The sequence below is a fragment of the Salinicola endophyticus genome (assembly GCF_040536835.1).
Classification (GTDB): domain Bacteria; phylum Pseudomonadota; class Gammaproteobacteria; order Pseudomonadales; family Halomonadaceae; genus Salinicola; species Salinicola endophyticus_A.
Genome location: NZ_CP159578.1, coordinates 2,159,838 through 2,183,023, shown reverse-complemented (window position 1 = coordinate 2,183,023; position 23,186 = coordinate 2,159,838). Strand labels below are relative to the sequence as shown.

Annotated in this window: 19 protein-coding genes; 10 read left to right on the top strand and 9 right to left on the bottom strand. The window is 67.9% G+C overall.

Translation table 11 applies throughout. From position 1 onward, the window contains the following. Window positions 1-22 precede the first annotated feature (22 nt). Genes ABV408_RS09825 through ABV408_RS09795 form a run of 7 tightly spaced genes read left to right on the top strand, consistent with a single transcriptional unit; the run spans window position 23 to window position 7,412 of the window. Window positions 23-997 carry an ABC transporter permease gene (locus tag ABV408_RS09825; RefSeq protein WP_353978808.1) on the top strand — a complete coding sequence of 325 codons (975 nt, stop codon included), beginning with the start codon at window positions 23-25 and terminating at the stop codon, window positions 995-997. A gap of 32 nt (window positions 998-1,029) precedes the next feature. Beyond that, window positions 1,030-1,944 (top strand): ABC transporter permease, encoded by a 915-nt coding sequence (locus tag ABV408_RS09820; RefSeq protein ID WP_353982222.1) that lies wholly within the window; start codon window positions 1,030-1,032, stop codon window positions 1,942-1,944. 5 nt (window positions 1,945-1,949) lie between these two features. Continuing rightward, window positions 1,950-2,999, top strand: coding sequence for an ABC transporter ATP-binding protein (locus tag ABV408_RS09815; protein WP_353978807.1), 1,050 nt, complete (start codon window positions 1,950-1,952; stop codon window positions 2,997-2,999). Then, complete coding sequence (locus ABV408_RS09810) at window positions 2,983-4,083, top strand: oligopeptide/dipeptide ABC transporter ATP-binding protein (RefSeq protein WP_353978806.1); 1,101 nt, start codon at window positions 2,983-2,985, stop codon at window positions 4,081-4,083. Before ABV408_RS09815 ends, ABV408_RS09810 begins: the two co-directional genes overlap by 17 nt. Before the next feature lie 41 nt (window positions 4,084-4,124). Further along, window positions 4,125-5,054: a LysR family transcriptional regulator gene (locus ABV408_RS09805; RefSeq protein WP_353978805.1), complete on the top strand. Its 930-nt coding sequence runs from the start codon at window positions 4,125-4,127 to the stop codon at window positions 5,052-5,054. Beyond that, window positions 5,032-6,363: a Xaa-Pro dipeptidase gene (gene pepQ, locus ABV408_RS09800; RefSeq protein ID WP_353978804.1), complete on the top strand. Its 1,332-nt coding sequence runs from the start codon at window positions 5,032-5,034 to the stop codon at window positions 6,361-6,363. Before ABV408_RS09805 ends, pepQ begins: the two co-directional genes overlap by 23 nt. Beyond that, on the top strand, window positions 6,363-7,412 hold the full coding sequence (locus tag ABV408_RS09795) for a hydrolase (protein ID WP_353978803.1): 1,050 nt from the start codon (window positions 6,363-6,365) through the stop codon (window positions 7,410-7,412). Before pepQ ends, ABV408_RS09795 begins: the two co-directional genes overlap by 1 nt. A gap of 147 nt (window positions 7,413-7,559) precedes the next feature. Here ABV408_RS09795 and msrA read toward each other — a convergent pair whose 3' ends face one another. From msrA to ABV408_RS09775, 4 genes are all read right to left on the bottom strand, one after another. Further along, complete coding sequence (gene msrA / locus ABV408_RS09790; RefSeq protein ID WP_353978802.1) at window positions 7,560-8,198, bottom strand: peptide-methionine (S)-S-oxide reductase MsrA; 639 nt, start codon at window positions 8,196-8,198, stop codon at window positions 7,560-7,562. Between the two features lie 74 nt (window positions 8,199-8,272). Beyond that, complete coding sequence (locus tag ABV408_RS09785) at window positions 8,273-12,505, bottom strand: translocation/assembly module TamB domain-containing protein (RefSeq protein WP_353978801.1); 4,233 nt, start codon at window positions 12,503-12,505, stop codon at window positions 8,273-8,275. Continuing rightward, window positions 12,469-14,325 (bottom strand): autotransporter assembly complex family protein, encoded by a 1,857-nt coding sequence (locus tag ABV408_RS09780; protein ID WP_353978800.1) that lies wholly within the window; start codon window positions 14,323-14,325, stop codon window positions 12,469-12,471. The genes ABV408_RS09785 and ABV408_RS09780 overlap by 37 nt, the downstream gene beginning before the upstream one ends. 3 nt (window positions 14,326-14,328) lie before the next feature. Next, window positions 14,329-15,348, bottom strand: a complete 1,020-nt coding sequence (locus tag ABV408_RS09775; RefSeq protein WP_353978799.1) for a hypothetical protein — start codon at window positions 15,346-15,348, stop codon at window positions 14,329-14,331. A gap of 280 nt (window positions 15,349-15,628) precedes the next feature. Here ABV408_RS09775 and ABV408_RS09770 point away from each other — a divergent pair, with 280 nt between their 5' ends. Continuing rightward, window positions 15,629-16,243, top strand: coding sequence for a Fe-Mn family superoxide dismutase (locus tag ABV408_RS09770; protein ID WP_353978798.1), 615 nt, complete (start codon window positions 15,629-15,631; stop codon window positions 16,241-16,243). Between the two features lie 45 nt (window positions 16,244-16,288). Here ABV408_RS09770 and ABV408_RS09765 read toward each other — a convergent pair whose 3' ends face one another. Together ABV408_RS09765 and galU are read right to left on the bottom strand one after the other, a co-directional pair. Then, window positions 16,289-17,569: a nucleotide sugar dehydrogenase gene (locus ABV408_RS09765; protein ID WP_353978797.1), complete on the bottom strand. Its 1,281-nt coding sequence runs from the start codon at window positions 17,567-17,569 to the stop codon at window positions 16,289-16,291. Between the two features lie 4 nt (window positions 17,570-17,573). Further along, window positions 17,574-18,461, bottom strand: coding sequence for a UTP--glucose-1-phosphate uridylyltransferase GalU (gene galU / locus ABV408_RS09760; protein WP_353978796.1), 888 nt, complete (start codon window positions 18,459-18,461; stop codon window positions 17,574-17,576). A 332-nt stretch (window positions 18,462-18,793) separates the two neighbouring features. Here galU and ubiG point away from each other — a divergent pair, with 332 nt between their 5' ends. Then, window positions 18,794-19,564, top strand: coding sequence for a bifunctional 2-polyprenyl-6-hydroxyphenol methylase/3-demethylubiquinol 3-O-methyltransferase UbiG (gene ubiG, locus ABV408_RS09755; RefSeq protein WP_353978795.1), 771 nt, complete (start codon window positions 18,794-18,796; stop codon window positions 19,562-19,564). Beyond that, window positions 19,561-20,226, top strand: a complete 666-nt coding sequence (locus tag ABV408_RS09750) for an HAD-IA family hydrolase (RefSeq protein ID WP_353978794.1) — start codon at window positions 19,561-19,563, stop codon at window positions 20,224-20,226. Before ubiG ends, ABV408_RS09750 begins: the two co-directional genes overlap by 4 nt. An 84-nt stretch (window positions 20,227-20,310) precedes the next feature. Here ABV408_RS09750 and ABV408_RS09745 read toward each other — a convergent pair whose 3' ends face one another. Genes ABV408_RS09745 through ABV408_RS09735 form a run of 3 tightly spaced genes read right to left on the bottom strand, consistent with a single transcriptional unit; the run spans window position 20,311 to window position 23,149 of the window. Beyond that, window positions 20,311-21,321 carry a DctP family TRAP transporter solute-binding subunit gene (locus tag ABV408_RS09745; protein ID WP_353978793.1) on the bottom strand — a complete coding sequence of 337 codons (1,011 nt, stop codon included), beginning with the start codon at window positions 21,319-21,321 and terminating at the stop codon, window positions 20,311-20,313. A 23-nt stretch (window positions 21,322-21,344) separates the two neighbouring features. After that, window positions 21,345-22,625: a TRAP transporter large permease subunit gene (locus tag ABV408_RS09740; RefSeq protein ID WP_353978792.1), complete on the bottom strand. Its 1,281-nt coding sequence runs from the start codon at window positions 22,623-22,625 to the stop codon at window positions 21,345-21,347. Beyond that, complete coding sequence (locus ABV408_RS09735) at window positions 22,622-23,149, bottom strand: TRAP transporter small permease (RefSeq protein WP_353978791.1); 528 nt, start codon at window positions 23,147-23,149, stop codon at window positions 22,622-22,624. The genes ABV408_RS09740 and ABV408_RS09735 overlap by 4 nt, the downstream gene beginning before the upstream one ends. Between the last annotated feature and the right edge of the window lie 37 nt (window positions 23,150-23,186).

The following is a 23,186-nucleotide window of genomic DNA, read 5'->3' as shown; positions in this document are numbered from 1 at the left end:
CGCTGTGGAAAGGAGACGCTGGATGTCGATGACGCGCTTTCTGTTCAAGCGCTTGCTGCAGGCGGTAGGGGTACTGCTGGCGATCAGCCTGATCGCCTTCGTGCTGCGCGACGCCTTGCCCGGGTCGGATGCGGCGGGCAGCGGCGCCATCTGGCGTCGCTATCTGCAGTTCCTGGGTGAGCTGTTGCGACTCGATTTCGGCACCTCGAGCTTCTTCCATCGCCCGGCGCTGGAGGTGGTTCTGGGTTATCTGCCAGCAACCCTGGAGCTGGTGCTCGCCGGCAGCCTGCTCACCGCCCTGCTCGCCGTGCCGCTGGGGATCTACAGCGCGATCACGCCACACGCCGCCGTGGCGCGCCTGATCTTGCGCCTGGCCGCCCTGGGCGTCTCGCTGCCGGTGTTCCTGACTGCCATTCTGTCGATCCAGGTGTTCTCGCTGGGCCTTTTCAGTAGTTCAGCCGACGCCACCACGGGCTGGCTACACGGCCTCGGCGGCATGCCCGCCTATGGCCGCGGCAATCCAACGCCGCTATGGGGCGGCTGGGCGACCAACTTCGCCTCGTGGCAGGGTCTCGCTTATCTCACCCTGCCGGCGCTGTCACTGGCCGCGGGCATGTTGCCGCTGTTCGTGCGCCTGATCCATACCGAGATGCGTCGCGTGCTGGCGAGCGACTATATCCGCTTCGCCCGCGCCCGCGGGCTATCGCCGCTGCGCATCTACGCCTGGCACGCGCTCAAGAATGCGTTGCTGCCGGTGGTGACTCTGGGCGGTATCCAGCTCGGCTCACTGATGGCCTACACCCTGCTGGTCGAGAGCGTGTTCCAGTGGCCCGGGGTGGGGCTGATGTTCCTCGATGCGGTGGAGCGCGGCGACCGCCCGCTGATCGTGACCTATCTGCTGGTGGCCGGCGTGCTGTTTCTGCTGATCAATACCCTGGTCGATCTCTGCTGTCGGCTGCTCGACCCTCGCGTCGTGGCGCCGGGAGGGCTCCAGTGAATCCGGTCTCCTCCTCGGCATCGCCGGGTCCGCTGGCGAGCGCGCTCCGTGGCCTCGCGCAGCGTCGCCGGCTCTGGCTGTGCCTGGGCCTGTTCCTGCTCCTCGCGGGCGCGGCGCTGATCGCCCCCTGGCTTGCCCCCAGCGATCCCTACGATCTGTCCCAAGTCGAGCTGCGCGACTCCCTGCGCCCGCCGTGGTGGCTCGCCGACAGCCTGCCCGGCCACCCGCTGGGCACCGATATCCAGGGCCGCGATCTGCTCTCGCTGATGCTCTACGGCGCGCGGGTCTCTTTGACGATCGGCTTCGGCGCGGTGCTGCTGCAACTGTTGCTGGGGGTGACCCTCGGGCTGCTCGCGGGCTATCGCGGCGGGCGCCTCGACGCCCTGCTGATGCGCTGGGCGGATGTCCAACTGGCGTTTTCCACCCTGATGATGGCGATCGTGATCGGGGCCGTGGTCAAGGCCGCTTTCGGTGGTGCCTTTTACGGCCACTACGGTATCTGGCTGCTGATCCTGATCATCGGCCTCAGCGAGTGGCCGCTCTACGCGCGCACGGTGCGCGCCAGCGTGATGGCGGAAAAGCGCAAGGAGTATATCGAGGCGGCGCGGGTGCTGGGCTTCTCGGCGCCGCGTATCGTGCTGCGTCATCTGCTGCCCAATACCCTGCCGGCGCTGCTGGTGATCTCCGGTGCCCAGATCGGCCAGGCGATCATGGCCGAAGCCGCACTCTCCTTTCTCGGCCTGGGCATGCCCGAGACCCAGCCATCGCTGGGGTCGCTGATCAAGTCCGGGTTCGACTATCTGCAGTCCGGGGCCTGGTGGATCACCCTGCTGCCGGGGGGCTATCTGGTACTCACGGTGCTGGCGGTCAATCTGCTGGGTGACGCCTGGCGCGAGCGTCTCGACCCGTATCAGGCCCCCGTTGCACTCATCTTGAGGGGAGGATAGCGCGCATGGCACTGCTGGAAGTCGACGATCTCAGCGTGCGCTTCACCCTACCCGGGGTGGCGTTGGAGGCGGTGGCCGGGGTTAGCTTTCGCCTGGGGCGCGGCGAGCGCCTGGGCATCGTCGGGGAGTCCGGCGCGGGCAAGTCGGTACTCGGTTTCAGCCTGGTCAATCTACTCACGCCTCCGGGTCGTGTCGCCAGCGGCCGCATCCGCCTCGAGGGGCGCGAATTGACCACACTCTCCGAGCGGCGCTGGCGCGGCATCCGTGGCAGGCGCATGGCAATGGTATTCCAGGACCCCCGCGCGACGCTCAATCCGGTGCTCACCGTGGGCCAGCAGATGCACGAGACCCTGCGCGCCCATCGTCGTCTTTCCCGACGTCTGGCGCGCAGGATGGTGCTGTATCGGCTACACCAGGTGGGTCTCGAAGCACCGGAGAGTCAGCTCGCACGCTATCCACACCAGCTCTCCGGTGGCCAGTGCCAGCGGGTGGTGATCGCCATGGCGCTGCTGCTCGACCCGGACATCATCATCGCCGACGAACCCACGACCGCGCTGGACGTCACCACCCAGGCCGAACTCGTCGCCCTGCTCACCTCACTCTGCCGAACCCACGACCTGAGCCTGATCGTGATCTCCCACGATCTCGCGGTAATCCAGCAACTGACCCAGCGCGTGCTGGTGATGTATGCCGGTCGGGTGGTCGAGAGCGGGCCGACGCGCGAAGTGATCAACGATCCCCAGCACCCCTACACCCAGGCGCTGATCGATGCCCTGCCGCAGATGTATCCGCCGCGGGCACCGCTGCGCCCGATCCCCGGCAGTCCGCCCGCGCCCGGCGCGGGACCCGCTGGCTGCGCCTTTCATCCGCGCTGCCGCTACCGCCATGCCGCGGATGACGAGCTGCGGCGGCGCTGCGAGGGCAGCCCACCCGAGCTCATCCCCAGCAGCGGCAGCGAGGTCGCCTGCCACTGGGTGGCGCAATTGATCGACCACGACATGATCGGCCACGAGGCGATCGACTCGGCGGAGGTGCACCATGAACCGCTCGGCTGATGCTACGGCTACGCCAGTACCTACCCCGGCACCCGCGCTCGGCGCCCTCGGCCAGCCCGCGGATGTGGCGCTGCCGCTGCTCGAGGTGCGCGGGCTGAGCCACCGCTATCGCCTGCCGCGGGGCGTGTTCGGTCGCCGCCGGCCCGTGGAGATCCAGGCCCTGGAGGCAGTCAGCCTGACGCTCTGGCGCGGCGATGCGCTGTGCGTGGTGGGCGAGTCGGGCAGCGGCAAGTCGACCCTGGCACGGCTGATCATGGGGCTGCTGAAACTCGAGGTGGGCGAGGTGCACTATGCCGGGTCGCGCATCGACCATCTCGAGGGCCGCCAGCGTCAGCGCTATCGCCGGCACATGCAGATGATCTTTCAGGACCCCTATGCCTCGCTCAACCCGCGTCTGCGTATCGCCCAGACACTGGAAGAACCGATCCGCGTGCACTTCCCGGAAGCATCGCGCCAGCAGGCGCGCGAACGGGTCGACACCCTGTTGAGCGACGTCGGGCTCGATCGCGGCTGGGGCGAGCGCTACCCCCACGAACTCTCCGGCGGACAGCGCCAGCGCGTGGCCATCGCCCGGGCGTTGAGCGTCTCACCGGAACTGATCGTGGCCGACGAGCCGCTGTCGGCGCTGGATCTCTCGGTCCAGGCTCAGGTGCTCAATCTGCTCGTCGACACCCAGCTCGCCCGCCGGCTGACCTATCTGTTCATCAGCCATGATCTCGCCGTGGTCGAGTACCTGGCGACCCATGTCGCCGTGCTCTACCGGGGCACGCTGTGCGAGGTCGGGCCGGCAGCGCAGATCTTCGCCGCGCCGCGCCACCCTTACACCCGGGCGCTGCTGGCAGCGCGGCCGCGTTTCGACGAGGCCGGCGCCCAGTGCGTCGCCGGCAGCGCCGATACGTCCTCTGCCATGCCGGCCACTCGGGGCTGCGTCTACCGTCACCACTGCCCCCTGGCCACGCCGCTCTGCGCGCGTGAACCGCCAAGCCTGGAGGCACTCGGCGACGGGCATGCGGTCGCCTGCCATGCCATCGACGCCAGCGCCGTCCCGGGGGACACGCAGGCGCAATCGCGCCCGGGATCATGACAGCGTCACGCCCTTGAATTCGATTCATCACAGAGAGCCGCATGGAACTACGCTGGCTGGAAGACTTCATCGTCTTGGCCGAAACCCGCCACTTCTCCCGGGCTGCCGAACAGCAGAACGTGACGCAGCCGACTTTCTCGCGCCGCATCAAGCTGCTCGAAGAGGCGATGGACGCGACCCTGGTCAATCGCCAGACGATGCCGCTGAGCCTGACCCCCGCGGGTGAAGAGTTCCTGACGCTGTGCAAGCAGATCACCGAGCGGGTGCGGATGACGCGCGAGCGCTTGCAGCATCTGCATCACGACGCCACTCGGCGCCTCAGGCTGGCGGCACCGCAGAGCCTGCTCACCCACTTCGTGCCGGGGTGGCTCGAGCAGCATGCACTGCACGCCCGGATCGAGCCCTATCTGCGCGCCACCAGCTGGCTGATTGGCGACTACGTCGAAGCGCTCGAACGCGGCGAGGTGGATCTGGCGCTATGCTACTGGCCCGAGGGGCGAATTGCCCTGGACCTGGATCTGAGCGGCCTGCGCTACCTGACGCTGGGCGAGGAGCTGCTGGTGCCGGTGAGTGCCGCTGATGGCGCCGGTATGCCGCGTTTCGCCCTGCCCGGTGACAAGCGCCGCCCGCTGCCGCATATCGCCTATCATGCGAGTGGGCTGATCGCCGCCGCGCTCAGGGCACACTGGGACCGTTCGCGCCAGGAGGTCCATCTGAGCACCCTCAACGAGAGCGTGCAGACCTCCAATATCCGCGAGCTGGTGCTGCAGGGCTATGGCCTGGGCTGGCTGCCCTTCCGCACCGTGCGTCAGGCCTTGGCCCAGGGCGAACTGACTCGTGCCGGCGACCGCCGCTGGGACGTGCCGCTGTCGGTCCGTCTCTATTTTCGTCACGATGGTCGCCACCCGGCGCTCCACGACACGCTGGCTCAACTTCAGGAAGGACTCGATGACCTTCACCGATCGCGATAGCGCCCACCGGGCTCACCTCGACCGCCTGCAGCAAGCCTACGCCGAGCTGCTCGAGCACACCGGTTTCGATGCCGTGCTGCTCTACAGCGGTCACGCTCGCCCTCAGCATGGCGATGACCAGGAGAGCAGCTTCAGTGCCTTCGGGCATTTCGTTCACTGGACCGGCGCCCCCCACCACCAGCATGAGTGGCTGTGGATCGCCCCCGACACCACGCCGCGCTGGTTCTACTACGCACCCACCGATTTCTGGCACCTGCCGACCCCTCCGCCACAGGGGGTACGCGCCGTGTGTCTCGACCCGACGCCGCTCTCCCAGCCGACCACGGCGGCGGCGCTGATCGGCGCCCACCCGCGTGTGGCCGTGCTCGGCGACGTACCCGCGGATGCCGTGCCCGCCACCGCCACGCTCAATCCGCCCAGTCTGCTGCACGCGCTCGATGAGCTGCGGCTCTACAAGGACGATTACGAGAGCGACTGCCTGCGCCTGGCCAACCGGCAGGCCCTGGCCGGTCATGCCGCGGCCCGCGAGGCATTCGCCGCCGGCGCCAGTGAGCTGGATATCCAGCTCGCCTATCTGGCGGCCACGCGTCAGCGCGAAAGCGAGCTGGCCTATCAGAACATCGTCGGCATCAATGCCCACGCCGGTACCCTGCACTACCAGCACTACGCCACCCATGCGCCGGATACCCTGCGTTCGCTGCTGGTGGATGCGGGGCACCGCCATGCCGGCTACTGCTCCGACATCACCCGTACCTGGGCGGCGCTCGATGCCGACCCGCTGTTCGCACCGCTGATCGAGGGGGTCACTGCGTTTCAGCAGCGGCTGATCGCCGAACTGGCGCCGGGGGTCGACTTCGTCGACCTGCACCAGCGCATGCATCACTACCTGGGCGCCCTGCTGGCTGACACCGGGGTCGTGCGCGGCAGCGCCGAGGCCGCGGTGGCCAGCGGTCTGACGCGGGCCTTCTGTCCCCACGGCCTGGGCCACAGCCTCGGCGTGCAGGTGCACGATGTCGGTGGCCGTCAGCGTGATGCCAGCGGCACTCCGTTACCACCGCCGACGGCTGACCCGGCACTGCGCCTGACGCGGACACTGGCGCCCGGCATGGTGGTGACGATCGAGCCCGGGCTCTACATCATTCCGTTCCTGCTCGCCCCCTTCCGCGAGGGTCGCGAGCGCCAGGCGGTCGACTGGGATCTGGTCGACCGGCTCACCGACCACGGCGGTATTCGCATCGAGGACAACGTCCTGATCACCGCCGAGGGGCATGCCAACCTGACGCCCGCCTCGGCGCTCGACGCGCGGTGATGGCGACCGACAGGCAGCCGTGGGCGTTCTCCGCGGCCTTCGATCCGCCCGCCGCACTGCGCAACCGCCATCTGCAGACCCTGCTGCCGCGCCTGCTGCCCAAACGTGCGCTGGCTCGGCGTACCGAAGTGGTCAATCTCCCCGACGGCGATTTCGTCGAGCTGGCCTGGGCGGAACCGGCCCCTCGGGATCCAGAGGCACCGATCTTCCTGCTGTTCCATGGCCTGGAAGGGTCGTTCGATTCACCGTATGCGCGCGAACTGCTCTACCAGGCGAGCACGCTCGGCTTTCGGCCGCTACTGATGCACTTCCGCGGCTGCGGGGCGGCGCCCAATCGCCTGCCCCGCGCCTACCACTCCGGCGATACCGCCGACGCCTACTGGCTCATCGGCCTGCTCGCCCAGCGCTATCCGCACGCGGCGATGGTCGCCGCCGGCGTCTCGCTGGGCGCCAACATGCTGCTCAAGCTGGTCGCCGAACAGGGTCGCGACGACTTGGGATTGCGTGGCGCCATCGCCATCAATGCCCCGCTCGACCTGGCCGCCTGCGCCGATGCCCTGGATCAGGGTGCGGCACGGCTCTACCAGCGCTATCTGCTGGCCCAGCTCAAGCGCAAGGTGGCGATGCGCATGGCCAGCGCCCCCTTCCCGCTGGCGCTGACGCCCAAACGGCTGGCCGCCCTGCGCACCTTCTGGGACTACGATGACGCGGTGACCGCCCCGCTGCACGGCTTCACCTCGGCCAGCGACTACTATCGCCGCGCCTCGGCCGGCCCGCTGCTGGGCGAGATCGAGGTGCCTACGCTGATCCTGCACGCCAGCGACGACCCTTTCATGCCCAGCGACCTGCTCGCGCGGATCGCCGTGCCTTCGGCGAGCACGCGTCTGGAGGTGGCGACCCACGGCGGCCACGTGGGCTATGTCGAGCGGCGTGGCGGGCGCTTCAGCTCTTGGCTGTCGCGTCGCGTTGGCCAGCAGTTGCTGACCTGGATACCGCAGCGGGAGGTGCCGCTGACGCCGGCGCCGCATTCGGCGCTGGAAGAGCGCTGAGTAGCACCAGGCGTGAACGCAGCGTAGAGAAGTGCAGAGAGATAAGTGCGGAGAGTCGTGCGTCGCTGAGCGGGGGCCGGTCTAACCGGCCCCCGTGCATGGGTAGGCGTTGATCGGTGCGGGATCGGCCTCGGGTGCAGAAGTGCCTCAGGCCGAGATCGGGCAGCTCACGCCGGTGCCTTTCAGCCCGCAGTAGCCGTTGGGATTCTTGGCCAGATACTGCTGGTGATACTCCTCGGCGTAGTAGAACCTCTCCAGCGGGGCGATCTCGGTGGTGATCGGTCCCAGACCGCGCGCGGCCAGCGCCTCTGCGTAGTCATCGCGGCTCGCCTCGGCGATCTCGCGCTGCTCGGCGTCGAGGGTATAGATCGCCGAACGGTACTGGGTGCCGAGATCATTGCCCTGGCGCATGCCCTGGGTCGGATCATGGGCCTCCCAGAATACGGCCAGCAGCTGCTCGAGCGACAGCCGCTGGGGGTCGAACACCACCCGCACCACCTCGGCGTGGCCGGTCATCCCGGTGCAGGTCTCGTCGTAGGTCGGGTTGGGGGTGACGCCGCCGGCGTAGCCCACCGCCGTGACCAGAACGCCATCGAGTTCCCAGAACAGCCGCTCGGCGCCCCAGAAGCAGCCGAGACCCAGCACGATCTCCTGGCTGCCGGCGGGGAACGGCGGCAGCATCGAGGCGCCGTTGACCCGGTGCACGCCGCTCGGGGTCAGCGGGGTGTCGCGGCCCGGCAGGGCCTGGCTGGCATCGGGGAGCGTAGCGGGACGTTGCTTGAACATGGTGTGTCTCCTGGTGGTCACGGGTGGGCGGCATGTCGAGCCTGCCCACCCGCGCCGGCGCGTGGCCGCGATCTTCAGGGGCCGCCGCTGCGGCCCAGACTGAAGGTGTAGATGAGATCCAGCGCCTGGGCCGCCCCCGATACCGCCTGCAGATAGAGATTCTGGATCAGGCGGTAACGCAGGGTCAGCTCGGCGATGGGAGAGAATATGCCGACGCCGTAGCTCACCTTCAAGTCATCGAAGACATAGCCGCTGACCACGACCTGGCTATCGTCGCCGGAGCCGGACGCATCGAGGCTCAGATCCTGCACCCCGAAGCTCTCGCCCACCTTGCCCACGGCACTGCCGGTCTGCGACAGCGACAACCCGATCAGCGCCGAGGTCAAGGCATCGTCACCGCCGCCGCTGTCGTCCGGCGCGCGCCCGCGCAGGATGTAGGAGAGCGCGCGGCTCTCGCTCATCGCCGGCTCGGAGAAGATGGTCAGGCGCGGCGCCGAGGCCGGGCCGGTCACCCGCAGCCCGGCGATCACGTCGTCTTCGGTGGTGTCAGGATTGCGGATCGCCTCGAACTGCAGGTTCGGCTGCGACGCCGGCCCGCTGAAGATCACCTGCCCCTGACGGATGATCAAGTCCTGACCGAAGGAGGTATAGGTGCCGCCGATCAGTTTGACATCGCCGTATAGCTGCACCGGCCCGGTACCCTGGCGAATCTCCAGCTCGCCGCGCAGCTCGGACTTCAGCCCGTAGGCTTCGAGCTTCATGTCCGGCCCCAGGTGGAGCTTGACGCGGATATCGAGCTGCATGCCGGCATCGGCCAGGGCCTGGGCAGTGTCCGCCCCCTCGTCGTTGGCGCGCGCGGCGACTGCCGCCTGCTGCCGGCGATCCTGCTCCTCGGTGATGATCACGGTATCGCTGCTGGGTACCTGCGCCGAGGCCGGTAGCTGGCCGATCTCGAGGCGCGCCCAGGGCACGCTGACATCGCCCCGCACCTGCAGCCGCTGCGGCGTGGCACGGATCTGCAAGTCCGGCGCGATGCGCAGGCGTCCGTAGGCTGGCATGGCGACCAGAATCGGCTGCTCCTTGCCGTCGATATTGACGTTGGCGCGCCACTCGGCGGGGTCCTGCCAGTCGGCATCACCACTCAGCGCCAAGCGTCCATCCTCGCTCTGCACGTAGCCGTCGAGGGTCGAGGACTGGCCGGCCAGCGCCAGCGTCAGCCGGGCATCGGTCACCGCCACCGGTGAGACGCCCCCCTTGACCTTGACCCCGTCGATCACCAGGTTGCCGTTCAGCGCCGGCTCAGCGATGCTGCCGCCGAGCGCCACGTCACCATTGATGGCCCCTTCCAGCTGGCTGATGCCAGCGACCAGCGGGCGGTAAGGCGAGAAACGCAGATCATCGACGGCGAGCCAGCCCTGCAAGCGTCCCTCACCGGCGGGGTCGTCGATCTGCGCCTGCAGCTGCACCTGCCCGGCATCGGCGAGATTCAGGGTGACATCGGTTCGCGCACGCTGCTGATCGGCGTCGAGCGTCAACGCCACCCGCGCCGCCGGTACCTGCCACGGCGCCCCGCGGGCATCGACCCCCGAGACCTGAGCCTGGGCATCGATATCGGCCTTGGCGGTCCAGGCCTGACCACCGCGGGACCAGCTGGCGATGAGCTTGCCGGCGGTGCTGCCGGCGACCCGCCAGCCCTCGGGCATGAAGTCATCCAGCAGTGCCATCGGAATCTCGTCCAGCGCCAGCGCCGCCCGTCCCTGGTCGGCCGAGGCGGTCATGCGTTCGGTCAGACAGAGCGCGCCGCCCTGGCGGCGATCGAGACAGAATGGCGCCAGGGTCACACTGGCGGCCTGGAGGTCGGCGCTAAAATCGAGCGCGTCGCGCAGCGCGAGATCGCCATAGTCGGTGGCCGCCGATAGCGACGCCAGGGTGCCACGATAGTGGCGATGCGCGTCGTCCAGGCCGCCACGCAGGCGCAATGCCAGTTGCGATGCCGGCAGCCCCTCGCCACCGGCCACATCGAGCGACAGCTTATGCTGCGACAGCCGCCCGCCGAGGCCAAGCTCGAGGCGGCGAATCTGCTGGTTGGCGGCGGCGATATCCGCCGCTTGCAGGTCGACGTCGAACTGCGGGTCCGCAGTGCCGGTGCTATTGGCCTTCAGCGCCAGCTGCCCCACGCGACTGTCGCCATAGGCAACGCCGCTGCCGTTGAGTTCGAGCGTCACGCTCGGCTTGTCGAGCGTGCCACGACCCTGGAACTGGCCGCGCAGCGCGCCGGCCAGCTGGGGCAGAATCGTGCCCAGCGCGGGGGCATCGATACGCCCGTCGATGTTCAACGTGTGGTCGATGCTGCCTGTCGCCGTTACCCGGTTACGCCCTTGACGCAGGTCCAGCTGGCGAATGTGCCAGGCCATGTCGCTGTTGCCGTCGAGGCTCGCCGCCAGGCGCAGCTCGCGCTGCTGCAGGCGACCGTCGATGTCGAGCTGCGGCAGTGCCAGCTGCCAGCCGCCGTCGTGACCCATGGCGAAGGCGGCCCGGGCCTGACCGTTGAGCTGTCCGGTGACGGCCTGGGTGAAGGCTTCCAGCGGCAGCCGGCTGAGGTCGAGGCTCAAGTTGGCCGAGAGCAGCGGTGTCCAGCGCACACTGCCTTGACTGCGCAGTTCGCCGCCGTCGCTGGCGACCTCGAGCGGCTGCCAGTGGAATGCCTGCAGGTCGCCTTCGCCACGCACGCCGAGGGTGACCGGCGGCAGGCCCTGGCCCTGCCCGGCGAGATCGAGCCGCGCCTGGTAGGCCGCCAGCGACCCCGACAGCGACAGCGACAGCCTGTCGAGCCGATACTGCGGCGCCGACGCCGGCACTGGCGCGACGCCGGCGAGATCGCGGGCACTGCGAATGGCGCTGGCATCGAGCCCTTCGGGGAGCGCGCGGAACGCGGCGAACGGCTGCTGCGCGAGCGGCCAGCGCAGGTCCTGGCCGTTCAGCTCGAGGGTGAACGGCAGCCCCGGGGCAAAGGCTTGCAGCCGCGCCTTCAACGTAGCGTCGGCGACGCCTTGGGTATGCAGCGTCAGGTCCAGATCGGCCAGCGTGCCGGAGACGTCGAGGGTGGTCTGTTGGCCATAGAGAGGCGCGCGGGTGATTCGGCTACGCAGCGCGAGCGCGATCGGCACTTCGCCGCTGAGCTCGACCCGGGCGCTGAGCTCGGCCTGGCCATCCGGCGAATCGAGAGTCAGCCGACGAATCTCCAACTGGCGATCGACCGCCGCCAGCGACAGCGTCAGGCGATCGAGCCGCTGCGGCGTGGGCCCGTTCAGGCTGACGTCGCGGATCGTCAGACTGGGCACCTCCAGCTGTAGCGGCAGCGCAAAGTCGGGCAACTGTTGGCGCAGCGCCTGGAGCTGTTCCTCGATTGCCGCGACCCGCGGATCGGCGGTGTCCGTCGCCGCCGCCACATTGGCCGCCGCGGCCAGCGTCAGCGGGGACAGCACCAGCGGGGGTAATGTCTGCGACGGTGTGGCGCTAGACGGTGTCTGATCGGCGCTTACCTTGCTGCCGGCCGTCGCTGGCGTCCGCCCGCCGGACGCCTCGCTCGTACTGGCTGACGCCGTGGCGGCGCGCGCCGGGGATGTCGACGGGTAGAGGCTCTCGGCCGCCGCCAGCGCCGCGGGGCTGATCACGCCATCGCCCAGCGAGGCCTGCGCCAGCGTCTGCGCCAGATCGTCATCGGTGGCCGCGGGCAGCGTGATATCGACACCCGCCAGGGTCGTCGGCGACAGCGTCAGCCGGTTGCCCTGCATGCTGGCGCCGGTCTGGAAGTGATCCCAGTGCAGCGCGGTACCGTCGGCGAGTTCGACCCCCACGTCGTTCAGACGTACCTGACGGATCTCGATCGGCAGCGGCACCGCAATCGGCCCCAGCGCCCCACCGCTGTCCTCTTGCGGCGGGGGCGGCACCTGGGTCTCGCTGGCCGCCAGGCGAATACGCGCACCGGAAAGCGTGAGGTCGTCGAGGCACAGCCGCCCTTTCCACAGGCAGTCGTCACCCCAGGCGAGGTGCAGGTGCGCCACCCGCAGCGACAGCGGGCCGGCGTCGAGCGCCAGGTCGTCGATGGTCAACTCGTCGAGCGGCGCGCCCTCGAAGCGCGTTGCCTGGACCCACCCGCGCGACTGCGCCTGCTCGAACAGCCACTGCGAGCCCCAGGATGACAGCGCCACGCCGGCGAGCAGCAATATCAGTCCCAGCAGCCACAGCAGCAGCCAGAGCGCTAGCCGAATCAGAACTCCGGTCCGATGGAGAAATGGAGACGCCAAGAGTCCTCCTCGTCGTCAAACGGATGGGCGATATCGAAGCGAATCGGCCCCACGGGTGATATCCAGCGAATGCCCAGACCGGCACCGGTCTTGAGCGTGTTCGGCCACCAGTCGTCGAAGGCGTTGCCGCTGTCGATGAAGCTCGCGCCCCAGAAGTTGCCACTGAGGTGGCGCTGGTATTCGAGGCTGCCGGTGAGCATCTGCTGGCCGCCGAGCAGCTCGCCGTCGGCGTTCTCCGGTGACAGGCTCTCATAGCCGTAGCCGCGGATGCTCTGGTCGCCACCGGCGAAGAAACGCAGCGATGGTGGCACCTTGTCGAAGGTATCGGTGGCCATGGCGCCGCCGCCGAGGCGCCACAGGAAGCGGTTCTCGCTGCCCAGCATACGGATCCACTGGGTGCTGAAGGTGGTCCTAACGAAGCGCGCGTCCGAGCCCCAGGCGGGGTCCGACCACTCCAGCGTGAGCTGCTGCCGGTCCCCCCAGCTGGGAAAGGTCGGATTGCGCTTGCGTGTGCGTGACCAGCTGATCCCGGGATAGAGCAGCAGTACCGCGTCGTCCTGATCGGCCTGGGTGAAGTCCTCGTAGGTGGTCTGCCAGTAGAGATCCTGATTCCAGCCGTTGGCGAACTCCCAGTGCCGCGCCAGCTGCACCGAGCTCTCGAAGCTCTTGGTGTCCTCGTTGTCGACGCTCTCCAGGCCGTAGCGCAGGTGGTAGCTGTCGCGCAGCGGGTTGGCCAGGGGAATGGTGTACTCGCCCGAGAAGCGCTGCTCCGGCGACGACAGGTAGAGCGAATTGGTCAGGCTGTGGCCGTAGCGGTTGAGCCACGGCATGGTCCACGAGAACTGGGTGCGCGGTCCCACGTCGGTGGCATAACCGATACCCACCTCGAACTGGTGGCGATCGGCCGGGGTCACTTCGACATCCACCGGCACCACCTTGGGCTGGCTATCGGTCAGCTCGCGCGCGGCGCGCAGCCCCGGGCCGCCGAGCACGCGGGCGTTGTCAGCGGTGGTATCGCGCCCGGTCGCCTCCTGCCACCACAGGCTGGGCGCGAACGAGGGCGTATCCTCGTTGACCCGCGGGCGCACCGCGACACCACGGAACCAATCGGTCTGGCCGAGATTCTGATTGAGGGTGGCGAGGTCGCCAGCAATATACGGGTCGCCCGGGGCGAATGGCACCAGGTTGCGCAGCCGCTCGGGCTCGATCTGGCTGCCGCGGAAGCGCACGTGGCCGAAGCGGTAGCGGGTGCCGCTGTCGAGCTCCAGATAGATGCGCGCACTCTCCTCCCACGGGCGCACTTCGATGCGCTGCTGGCTGAATCGCGCATCGAAATAGCCGCGTTCCAGCGCCAGCGTCGAGAGCCGGCTCTTGAAGCCATCGTAGCGCGAGTGCACCAGCGGGTCGCCGACCTTGAGCGGGTTGTTCGCCATGGCCTTGGTGAAGGCGTCGTCCTGGCGGGCATCGCCCTCGAGCTCGGCATCGACCTTGGTGATTCGGGTGCGCTCGCCGGGCTTGACGTCGATCACCACCCGCGCGTTGTCCTTGTCCGGGTAGTGAGTGGCCAGGGTCGCGCCATAGTAGCCGTAAGCCTGCAGCGCCTGCTCGGCGCGCTGCCGTACCACGCCGTCGAGGCGCTCGCGGGTGGCCTGACTGTCAGGTTCCAGCTCGGAGAGGATATTGACGATATTGTCGGCCGGCGCGCCGCTGATGCCTTTCACCTCCACATCCAGCGCCCAGGCCTGACTTGCAAGGGGGAGTGTGGCGATGGGTAGTGTGAGTAGCGTCAGTCCCGTCCGTAGGACCTTGAGCTGGGGCATGCATCAGCCTCCGCGGCGCTGCAGTTGAGAAACGTCGGTGATCAGACCGGTGACGCGCCGCGTCAGCTGGGCACGGCTCGCCTCCAGGGAGGCGATGCGCTCGTTCAAGGTCTTCATCTGCGCGCTGCTGATTCCCTTGGGCAGATTGGCAAGACGTGACTGCAGCGATTCGATCCCTGCACTAAGAGCGGTCTGACCCTGACGAAGTTCCGCCACGGCGCTGCGCAGCTGCTCGATCGACTGCGCCGAGGGCACCTTACGCCCAGCCACATCGTCGACCCGCTGGTCGAGGTCGGACAGCTGCGTGCTCAATTGATCGACGCGCTTGGGCAGATCGTTATCGGAAGCCGCCTCGAGCGCCTCGGCCTGGCTCTTCTGCGTCTGGGCCAGCGTGTCGACCCGCGCCACTAGCGCCTGATCCGCCTTGGCGTTCTCAGCCAGTGCCTGCTCCTGTTCGGTGAGCTGTGTCGCCTGCCGCTGCTGGGCCTCGCTCAGCGTCTGCAGACGAGTGGCGAGGGTGGCGCGGGCATCCTTGGCGGTGCTCTCCAGCGCCGAGAGCGAGGTCTGCAGCGCCGCGATGACGCCCTGCTGGTCGTCCAGGCTGCTTTTCAGCGCGGCCACGCGCGTCTCGAGATCGTCGCTGCTTCCCTGGGCGACCCGGGTCTCGAGGCTGCCGACAGCGGCGCGCGTGGCCTCGAGCTGACCGCGCAGGCGGTCGAACTCGCCACGCAGGCTCTCTCCCGAGGCGTCCAGGGTATTGCCCGTGGCGTCGAGGCGCTGATTGAGCTTGGCGAGTCGCGCCTCGAAGGCTTGCCGGTCCTGCCAATACTGCCAGCCGCCGGCGGCGAGCGCGCCGCCGAGCAGCAGCGTCAGGCACCACAGGGGCCAGACTCGCGGTGGCCGGCGCCCGGCAGACGGACCAGCGCCATGGCTGCCATGTGAGCCTGCGCGGCGCACGCTCATATCGCCGCGGTCGGGAACGATCGTCTGCGCAGTGCGCGCCTCGTCGGAATTGGGGGGCATTGCCGTCGTGTACCTTAACGATGAAGATGCAGACTTGGGAAACGCTGCATGCTGGATTCAGCATCTCCCTTGAGATCTGGGATGAGCGCCGGGCAGCCGACGCGGTCGACCCCGGCGCTCACTGCGTCACGTTACGTGAAAGCGCCCCGCAAGCCTAGGCTTGGCAGCGCTTGCCAGGCATGCTAGCCAGCGCGCAATCGCGTTTCACGGCCACAGTTAAAACCACATGCCCCAGCTACATGATCTCCCACCCACACGCTTCACCGCTACCAGGAGCCCCATGCCGACGAGAGCGACGCCAGACGTCCGATTCGAACTTCCCGCGCTCCCCTTCGAGCGCCACTCGCTGGAACCGGCACTGTCACGGGCCCAGATCGATCTGCTCTACAGCCACTACCACCGTCAACAGTTGACGACCCTGAACGCGGCCCTGGCCGCCGACGACCCGCGCTCGTTGGCGACGCTTGCCGCCGAAGGCCCCGCGCAGCTGCGCCCGGCGGCGGTCCAGGCCTGGGGCATGACGCTGTTCTGGCACGGCTTGGCGGCGCGCCCGTCAGCACCCGAGGCGGTATTGAAGGCCCGCCTGGCACACGATTTCGGTGACTGGGAACGGTTCGCGTCGATCTGGAGAGAGCGCGTGGTCGAGTCCGCACCGGGAGGCTTCAGCTGGCTGGGCGTGGCCTCGGACGAGACCCTGACACTGAGGGAGACGCCCGAGGGCGAACTACCGCCGGGGATACGGCCGCTGCTGGCCATCGCGCTGTGCGAGGAGGCGTATCGCATCGACTTCGGCGACGACCGCAGCGCCTACTTCACGGCGCTGTGGTCGCGCTTCAACTGGGAGACGGTCACGCTGCTGCTCGGCCTGCCGCCCGTGAGCGCGCAGGCAATGTGACACGCTGAATGAGACCACCGCCAATGGCGGTGGTCGGGGGTGGCCTCAGGCGCGACGGCCGATACCGCGGTAGACGAAACCGCGCGAGGCCACGTAGGTGGGATCGAAGATGTTGCGCCCATCGAGGATCAGCGGCGTCTTCAACGCCTGCAGCAGACGCCGCCAGTCCGGGTTCCAGTAGCACTTCCACTCGGTGACCAGCATCAGCGCGTCGGCCCCTTCGCAGGCGGCGTAGAAATCCCCTTCGACGAATTCGAGCTGCGGATGCGCCGGATAGAGTTCCGCCAGCGCGTGGAGGGCCGCCGGATCGTGGATCTTGACCTTGACGCCCTGGGCCCACAGCGCCTCGAGGATGGTCAGCACCGGTGCCTGGTCGATGCGCGCCGTGCCCGGCTTGAAGGCCGCGCCCCAGATGGCGATCGTGCGCCCTTCCAGCTCGCCCTGGAAGTGATTCCACAGCTTGCGGAACAGCGTCTCCTTCTTGCTCTCGTTGATGTCGAGCACGTGCTCGAGCAGATGCGACTCGCGCCCGGTAGAGTGCTGTACATCGGCCAGGCGCATCAGATCGCGGGAGAAGTTGGGACCGCCAAAGCCGCAGCCGGGATAGAGATACTCGAAACCAATACGAGTATCGGCGCCCATGCCCTGGCGCACGTACTCGACGTCGACGCCCAGGGAGTCGGCGAGCCCTGCCAGCTCGTTCATGAAGCTGATACGCGTGGCCAGCATGCCGTTGATCGCCAGCTTGGTCAGCTCGGCAGCCTTGCGCGGCATCAGCTGATAGACCTCGTGACGCCGACTGAAGGCGCGCAGCAGTTCACGGATCTGCTGGGTCGCCCACTCGTCCTCGCTACCCAGCAGCCAGTGTGCCGGGCGGGTGAAGGTGTCCCAGGCACGCCCCTCCTCGAGCCGATCCGGCAGCGCCACGGCAATCTGGCTGGCGTGGCCCAGCTGCGCCTCCAGCTTCTCGGTCTGCCCCACGGGGAAGGTCGAGTTGTTGACGATCACCAGGGGGGTCGTCTGCCGCCCCGGCACCTCCTCGACATAGCGCTCGGCAGCCTCGCGCTGATCCGGCGACAGCGCCAGCCAGTGCACTTCGGCATCGCTCTCCGGGCCCACCCGATCGACGATGGCGAGCTGCCCCGAGGCTTCGCCGGCGAGAATCTGATCCTTCAGGCCCGGCTCGCTGATCAGCCAGTCCGCCCGGGAGAGGCTCTCCCAGGGAAAGTCGGCGTGCGGCATCCAGGTCACCTGATGCCCTACCGAGCAGAGCGCCGCAGCGGCGGTGGCCGCTGCCAGTTCGCTACCGTGTACGACCACCCGCATGGCGTTATTCCTCGGCTGCGTATTGCTTGACCAACTCGCGGAACCCCTCGCCCAGCGTCGGGTGCTTGCGCCCCAACGCCAGGGTGGCTTCCAGATAGCCGAGCTGACTGCCGCAGTCGTAGGTCTGGCCCTGCATGCGGTAGGCCTCGGCACCGGATTCACGGCGCAGCGCCTCGATGGCATCGGTCAACTGGATCTCGTTGCCGGCACCCGGCCGGGTCTCGGCCAGCAGCGAGAAGATCTCGCCGGGCAGCAGATAGCGGCCGATCACCGCCAGCGTCGACGGCGCCTCCTCGACCTTGGGCTTCTCGACCACACCGGTCATCGGCGCGCTCTGCCCGGCGACCGGTTCGTCACCCTCGAGTGCGACGATGCCGTACTTGTAGGTCAGCTCGTGGGGCACGGTCTCGACCATGATCTGCGCCTTGCCGCTGGCCTCATAGGCCGCGATCATCCCGGCCAGATCGTTCTGCGGCGCGTTGTCGTCATCGATCAGCACGTCCGGCAGCAGCACCGCGAACGGCTCGTCGCCGACCACCGGGCGGGCGCACAGGATCGCGTGGCCCAGGCCGAGCGCCTCCGGCTGACGCACGCTGATGATGTTGACGTCGTCGGGGATGATATTGCGCAGCTCGTCGAGCAGCGCCTGCTTGCCCTTGGCCTCGAGCTGGGTCTCGAGCTCGAAGTGCTTGTCGAAGTGGTTCTCGATGGCGCTCTTGGACGAATGGGTGACGAGTACGATCTCCTTGATCCCCGCCTTGACCGCCTCGCTCACCACGTACTGGATCACCGGCTTGTCGACGATGGTGATCATCTCCTTGGGGATCGCCTTGGACGCCGGCAGGCAGCGGGTGCCGAAGCCGGCAACGGGCAATACAGCCTTGCGAATCATCGTGTTATTCCTTCCTTTCCTGGATGTGATAACCAGCTTTGCGCCGCGTGCAAAAGCGTGACGATCGGTATCGGGTCGCCTGACCCCTGTCGCCGTAGCTTAACGGCGCAGGCGCCGAAAGCACAGTCGCAGAATGTCGACACCCGGTGTCGCATCGCAGCGTCTTGCGAGCGAACGCCCCGGGGTTTTATCCCCGCATGGCGCCCAGCAACGTCTGCGTCCATAGTAGACTATGCCTCCAATTCGCCAGGCGTCGCCGCCAGGATGGCGGCGACGCCCATGCTGCCCCGGCCCGGGGCACTGTCAGTCTCTCGAGTGCAAGGAATCTCTGCATGGCACAATCGCAACACGACAACGTCGATCACGCCGAAATCGCCAAGTTCGACGCGCTGGCGAGCCGGTGGTGGGATCGAGAAGGCGACTTCAAGCCGCTGCACGATATCAACCCGCTGCGTCTGGGCTTCATCGATCGCCACGTGGCACTCGCCGGCAAGCGCGTGCTGGACGTCGGCTGCGGCGGTGGCATTCTCAGCGAGGCCATGGCCCAGCGCGGTGCCGATGTCGTCGGCATCGATCTCGGCGAGGCGCCGCTGGCGGTGGCGCGGCTGCACCAGCAGGAGTCCGGGGTCGAGGTCGACTACCGCCACGCGAGCGTGGAGTCGATGGCCGAGGCCCATCCGGGCGAGTTCGATGTCGTCACCTGTCTGGAAATGCTCGAGCACGTGCCCGACCCGGGCGCGGTGGTAAAAGCCTGCGCCAAGCTGGTGAAGCCCGGCGGCCACCTCTTCTTCTCGACCATCAACCGTAATCCCAAGTCCTACGTCTTCGCGATCATCGGCGCCGAATACGTGCTCAGGCTACTGCCGCGAGGCACCCACGATTATCACAAGCTGATCCGCCCCTCCGAACTCTCGGCGTGGTGCCGCGAGCACGGGCTGCGCCTGCGCGACCAGACCGGACTCACCTACAACCCCTTCACCCGCCACTATCGACTCGACCCGCACGACGTGTCGGTCAACTACATGGTGCACGTGACACCCCAGTGGGGCGACGGCGAGATCAACGAGACCGACGCACCGCGCAACGCGGAGACGCCGGCATGAGCCAGCCGGCGCTGCCCGCCGGCCTGCTGTTCGATCTCGACGGCACGCTGGTCGACACCGCACCGGATCTGGCGGCGGCGACCAACCGGCTGCGTTACCACCACGGCCTCGCCCCGCTGCCCTATGACACCCTGCGCGCCCAGGTCTCCAACGGCGGCAGCGCCCTGGTGACCCTGGCCCTGGGGCTGTCGCTGGAGCACCCCGATCATGCCGCGGCGCGCGACTATCTACTGGCACGCTACGGTGAGGCGGTGGCCGAGCACAGCCGGGTCTTCGACGGGCTGACACCGCTGCTCGAGGCGTGGCAGACGGCCGGGCACCCCTGGGGGATCGTCACCAACAAGCCGCGCCGCTATGCCGCGCCGCTGGTGGAAGCGTTGGGCCTGAGCCCCGGTGTCCTGGTCTGCGCCGACGACCTGCCGGTGCGCAAGCCCGACCCGGAGCCGCTGTGGTTCGCGGCCCGCGAGCTGGGCGTCGCCCCGGCGGATTGCTGGTATATCGGCGATCATCGACGTGACATGGAAGCGGCCCACCGCGCCGGCATGACCGCCGTAGCCGTACGCTATGGCTATATCCCCGAAGACGAACCCACCGCCGACTGGCCGGCGGATCGCTGGTTCGAGAGCGGCTCGGCGCTGGCCGCCGCGCTCGTCGAGATGTAGCCGCTCGGCGAATCGCTGCAGCACGGCACGCCGGCCTCCCGTCTTGCGAGAAGCCGGCGTCCAGCGCTCACATCGATCCCGACCTCAGCTCTGGGTCTCTGCGCCAGACTGCGCCTGGCCGGAGGCCTGCTGAATGGCGTCGATCATCGCCTCGCCGTGCGCTTCGATGAACTTGTCCCACACCGGCTTCACCGCCTGCTGGAAGTCCGCGGTATCGACGTCCCGGTTCACCTGCATGCCCTTCTGCTCGAGCTCGCGGACCATCGATTCGCTGCGCTGGATGTTCATCTCCCGCTGCATGCGGGTGGCGTCTGCCGCCGCCTTGCGCACGATCTTCTGCTGCGCCGGGGTCAGGCCATCGAAACGCCGTTTGTTCATCACCAGCGTCAGCGCGGCATAGGCGTGATTGGTGAGTGATAGATACTTCTGCACCTCATTGAAGTTGAACGACACCACGATCCCCAGCGGGTGATCCTGGGCGTCGACCACACCGGTTTCGAGCGCGGTGTAGAGCTCATTGACCGGAATCTGCTGCGGGTTGGCGCCGAGCAGCTCGAACATGTCGTTGAGCGCGATGGAGTTGTTGACGCGCATGCGCAGACCCTCGAGATCCTTGGGCTCACGGATCGGGCCACGATTGTTGGTCATTTCGCGAAACCCGTTCTCGGGGAACGCCAGCCCCTCGAGACCGAACTCGCCGAGCTTGGCCATCACCTGCTGCCCCGGCTTGCCATCCAGCGCGCGGTAGGCGGCCTCATGGTCCGGGAACATGAACGGCAGCGTAAACGCCGCCGCTTCCGGCACCAGACCGGTGAAGTTGTTGAGCCCCGAGAGGGTGATATCGATGATCCCCGAACGGGTGCCGTCGATCATCTGGGCGTCGTTGCCGAGCTGGCCGTTGGGAAATATCTGCACCTGAAGCTCGCCGTCGCTCTCGCGCTCGACCTCTTTCTTGAAGGCTTCGGCCAGCACCTGCTGCAGATCGCTCTGCGGCGCGGGGTGGGCAAAACGCAGCGTGGTGGCTGCGGCGGCCGTGGTCGACAGCAGCGCCAGACCACACAGCACGGATGCCATGCCCAGCAGTGTCTTGTTCATTGTCATCGTCTCCTTGCTCTTGCCTAGCCGATCAGCCAATGCATCGGCACCGTGATGATCTGCGGCACCAGCACGAACAGCGCCAGCAGACCGATATAGACCAGTACGAAGGGGTAGACGCCGCGCACGGCTTCGGTCATCGAGGTGTTGCCCACCCCGCAGACCACGTTGAGCACGGTGCCCACGGGTGGCGTGATCAAGCCGATGCAGCAGTTGATCACGAACATCAGGCCGAAATAGATCGGATCGATCCCGGCCTGGATCACCAGCGGCATGAACAAAGGCACCAGAATCAGGATCGCCGGGGCCAGATCCATGACCATGCCCACCAGCAGTACCACCAGCATGATCGCCGCCATCAGCAGGATCGGATGCTCGACCAGCGGGCCGAGCATGGCGGCAAGCTGTTGTGGCAGTTGGGCGATGGTGATCACCCAGGAGGCGGCCATCGCCGCGCCCACCAGGAACATCACCAGCGCCGTCGAACGCCCGGCCCGGATCAGCACGCCGAGCAGCTTGCGCGGGCTCAGCTCACGGTAGACCAGCGCCGAGACCAGGATGGCGTAGACCGCCGCGACCACCGCGGCTTCGGTCGGGGTGAACACGCCGAAACGAATACCGACGATGATGATCAGCGGCAGCAGCAGCGCCCATACGCTTTCGCGCAGCGCCTTGAGACGCTCGCCGCGACTGGCGCGGGGCTGGGGGGCCAGGTCCGAGCGGCGCATCATCACCCGCCAGGTGATCATCAGCGCCAGCCCCATGAACAGCCCCGGCACGATACCGCCGATGAACAGCTTGGCGATCGAGAGATTGCCCGCCACCCCGAGAATGATCAGCGGCAGCGACGGCGGGATGACCGGGGCGATGATGCCGCCGGCGGCCAGCAGCCCCACCGAGCGCGACGCGGGATAGCCGCTCTTGCGCATCATCGGATAGAGGATACTGACCAGTGCCGCCGCATCCGCCACCGCCGAGCCGGACAGCCCGGCCAGCAGTAGCGACGTGAGGATGGCGACATAGCCGAGACCGCCGCGCCAGTGGCCGACCAGCGTCATCGCCAGGCGCACGATGCGGTCGGAGAGTCCACCGACCGCCATCACCTCGCCGGCGACCATGAAGAATGGAATCGCCAGCAGGGCGAAGTTATCGACGCCGTTGATCAGCGACTGGGCTAGAATGTCGGCGCTGAACAGCCCCATGTGCAGCATCAGCGCCACCGCCGCCGCGAGCAGCGCGAACGCCACCGGCAGGCTCAGCAGGATGGTGCCGATCAGCACTGCCAGAAAAAGCCCCAGCGTCATGGCCGTGTCTCCTCGGCGGTGTCAGCGTGATGAGATGTCTCCGGCCCACCCGGTGCCTCCGGCGCGCCGGGCCCCCCGGGCAGTACGGCGCCGAGGGCCGCGGTCACGCTCATCAGCGCCCCCGACACCACGCCGGCGAGATAGAACAGCGCCGTGGGCAGCCCGGTGAGCGGCGAGATGTTGTGCCAGTTGGCCAGGGTCTGGCGCCAGCAGCCGACCAGCAGCATCAGCGAGGCGACCAGGATCGCCAGCCACGCAAGCCGCCCGATGATGCTGCGCAGCCCCCGCGGTAGACGGTCGAACAGTTCGGACACCGCCAGGTGCTCGCCCTCCTTGAGGCACAGCGAGGCGCCGAGCATCACGATCCAGACGAAGCCCAGCCGCGACAGCTCGATCCCCGAGCGCAGCCCCGAGGCAAAGCCGTAGCGCAGCACCACGTTGACGAAGACCAGCACCATGGTGAGTAACATCAACAGCGCGATGATCCATTCGATACCGCGCCAGAACGCCTTCAGTGTCGTCATCTCGGCTCCTCCCGCCGCGCCCGGGCGCGGCGCTCGC

Coding starts and splice junctions, on each gene's coding strand:
- ABV408_RS09825 (WP_353978808.1), top strand. CDS start 23: ATGTCGATGACGCGCTTTCTGTTCAAGCGCTTGCTGCAGGCGGTAGGG.
- ABV408_RS09815 (WP_353978807.1), top strand. CDS start 1,950: ATGGCACTGCTGGAAGTCGACGATCTCAGCGTGCGCTTCACCCTACCC.
- ABV408_RS09810 (WP_353978806.1), top strand. CDS start 2,983: ATGAACCGCTCGGCTGATGCTACGGCTACGCCAGTACCTACCCCGGCA.
- ABV408_RS09805 (WP_353978805.1), top strand. CDS start 4,125: ATGGAACTACGCTGGCTGGAAGACTTCATCGTCTTGGCCGAAACCCGC.
- pepQ (WP_353978804.1), top strand. CDS start 5,032: ATGACCTTCACCGATCGCGATAGCGCCCACCGGGCTCACCTCGACCGC.
- ABV408_RS09795 (WP_353978803.1), top strand. CDS start 6,363: ATGGCGACCGACAGGCAGCCGTGGGCGTTCTCCGCGGCCTTCGATCCG.
- msrA (WP_353978802.1), bottom strand. CDS start 8,198: ATGTTCAAGCAACGTCCCGCTACGCTCCCCGATGCCAGCCAGGCCCTG.
- ABV408_RS09780 (WP_353978800.1), bottom strand. CDS start 14,325: ATGCCCCAGCTCAAGGTCCTACGGACGGGACTGACGCTACTCACACTA.
- ABV408_RS09775 (WP_353978799.1), bottom strand. CDS start 15,348: ATGCCCCCCAATTCCGACGAGGCGCGCACTGCGCAGACGATCGTTCCC.
- ABV408_RS09770 (WP_353978798.1), top strand. CDS start 15,629: ATGCCGACGAGAGCGACGCCAGACGTCCGATTCGAACTTCCCGCGCTC.
- ABV408_RS09765 (WP_353978797.1), bottom strand. CDS start 17,569: ATGCGGGTGGTCGTACACGGTAGCGAACTGGCAGCGGCCACCGCCGCT.
- galU (WP_353978796.1), bottom strand. CDS start 18,461: ATGATTCGCAAGGCTGTATTGCCCGTTGCCGGCTTCGGCACCCGCTGC.
- ubiG (WP_353978795.1), top strand. CDS start 18,794: ATGGCACAATCGCAACACGACAACGTCGATCACGCCGAAATCGCCAAG.
- ABV408_RS09750 (WP_353978794.1), top strand. CDS start 19,561: ATGAGCCAGCCGGCGCTGCCCGCCGGCCTGCTGTTCGATCTCGACGGC.
- ABV408_RS09745 (WP_353978793.1), bottom strand. CDS start 21,321: ATGAACAAGACACTGCTGGGCATGGCATCCGTGCTGTGTGGTCTGGCG.
- ABV408_RS09740 (WP_353978792.1), bottom strand. CDS start 22,625: ATGACGCTGGGGCTTTTTCTGGCAGTGCTGATCGGCACCATCCTGCTG.
- ABV408_RS09735 (WP_353978791.1), bottom strand. CDS start 23,149: ATGACGACACTGAAGGCGTTCTGGCGCGGTATCGAATGGATCATCGCG.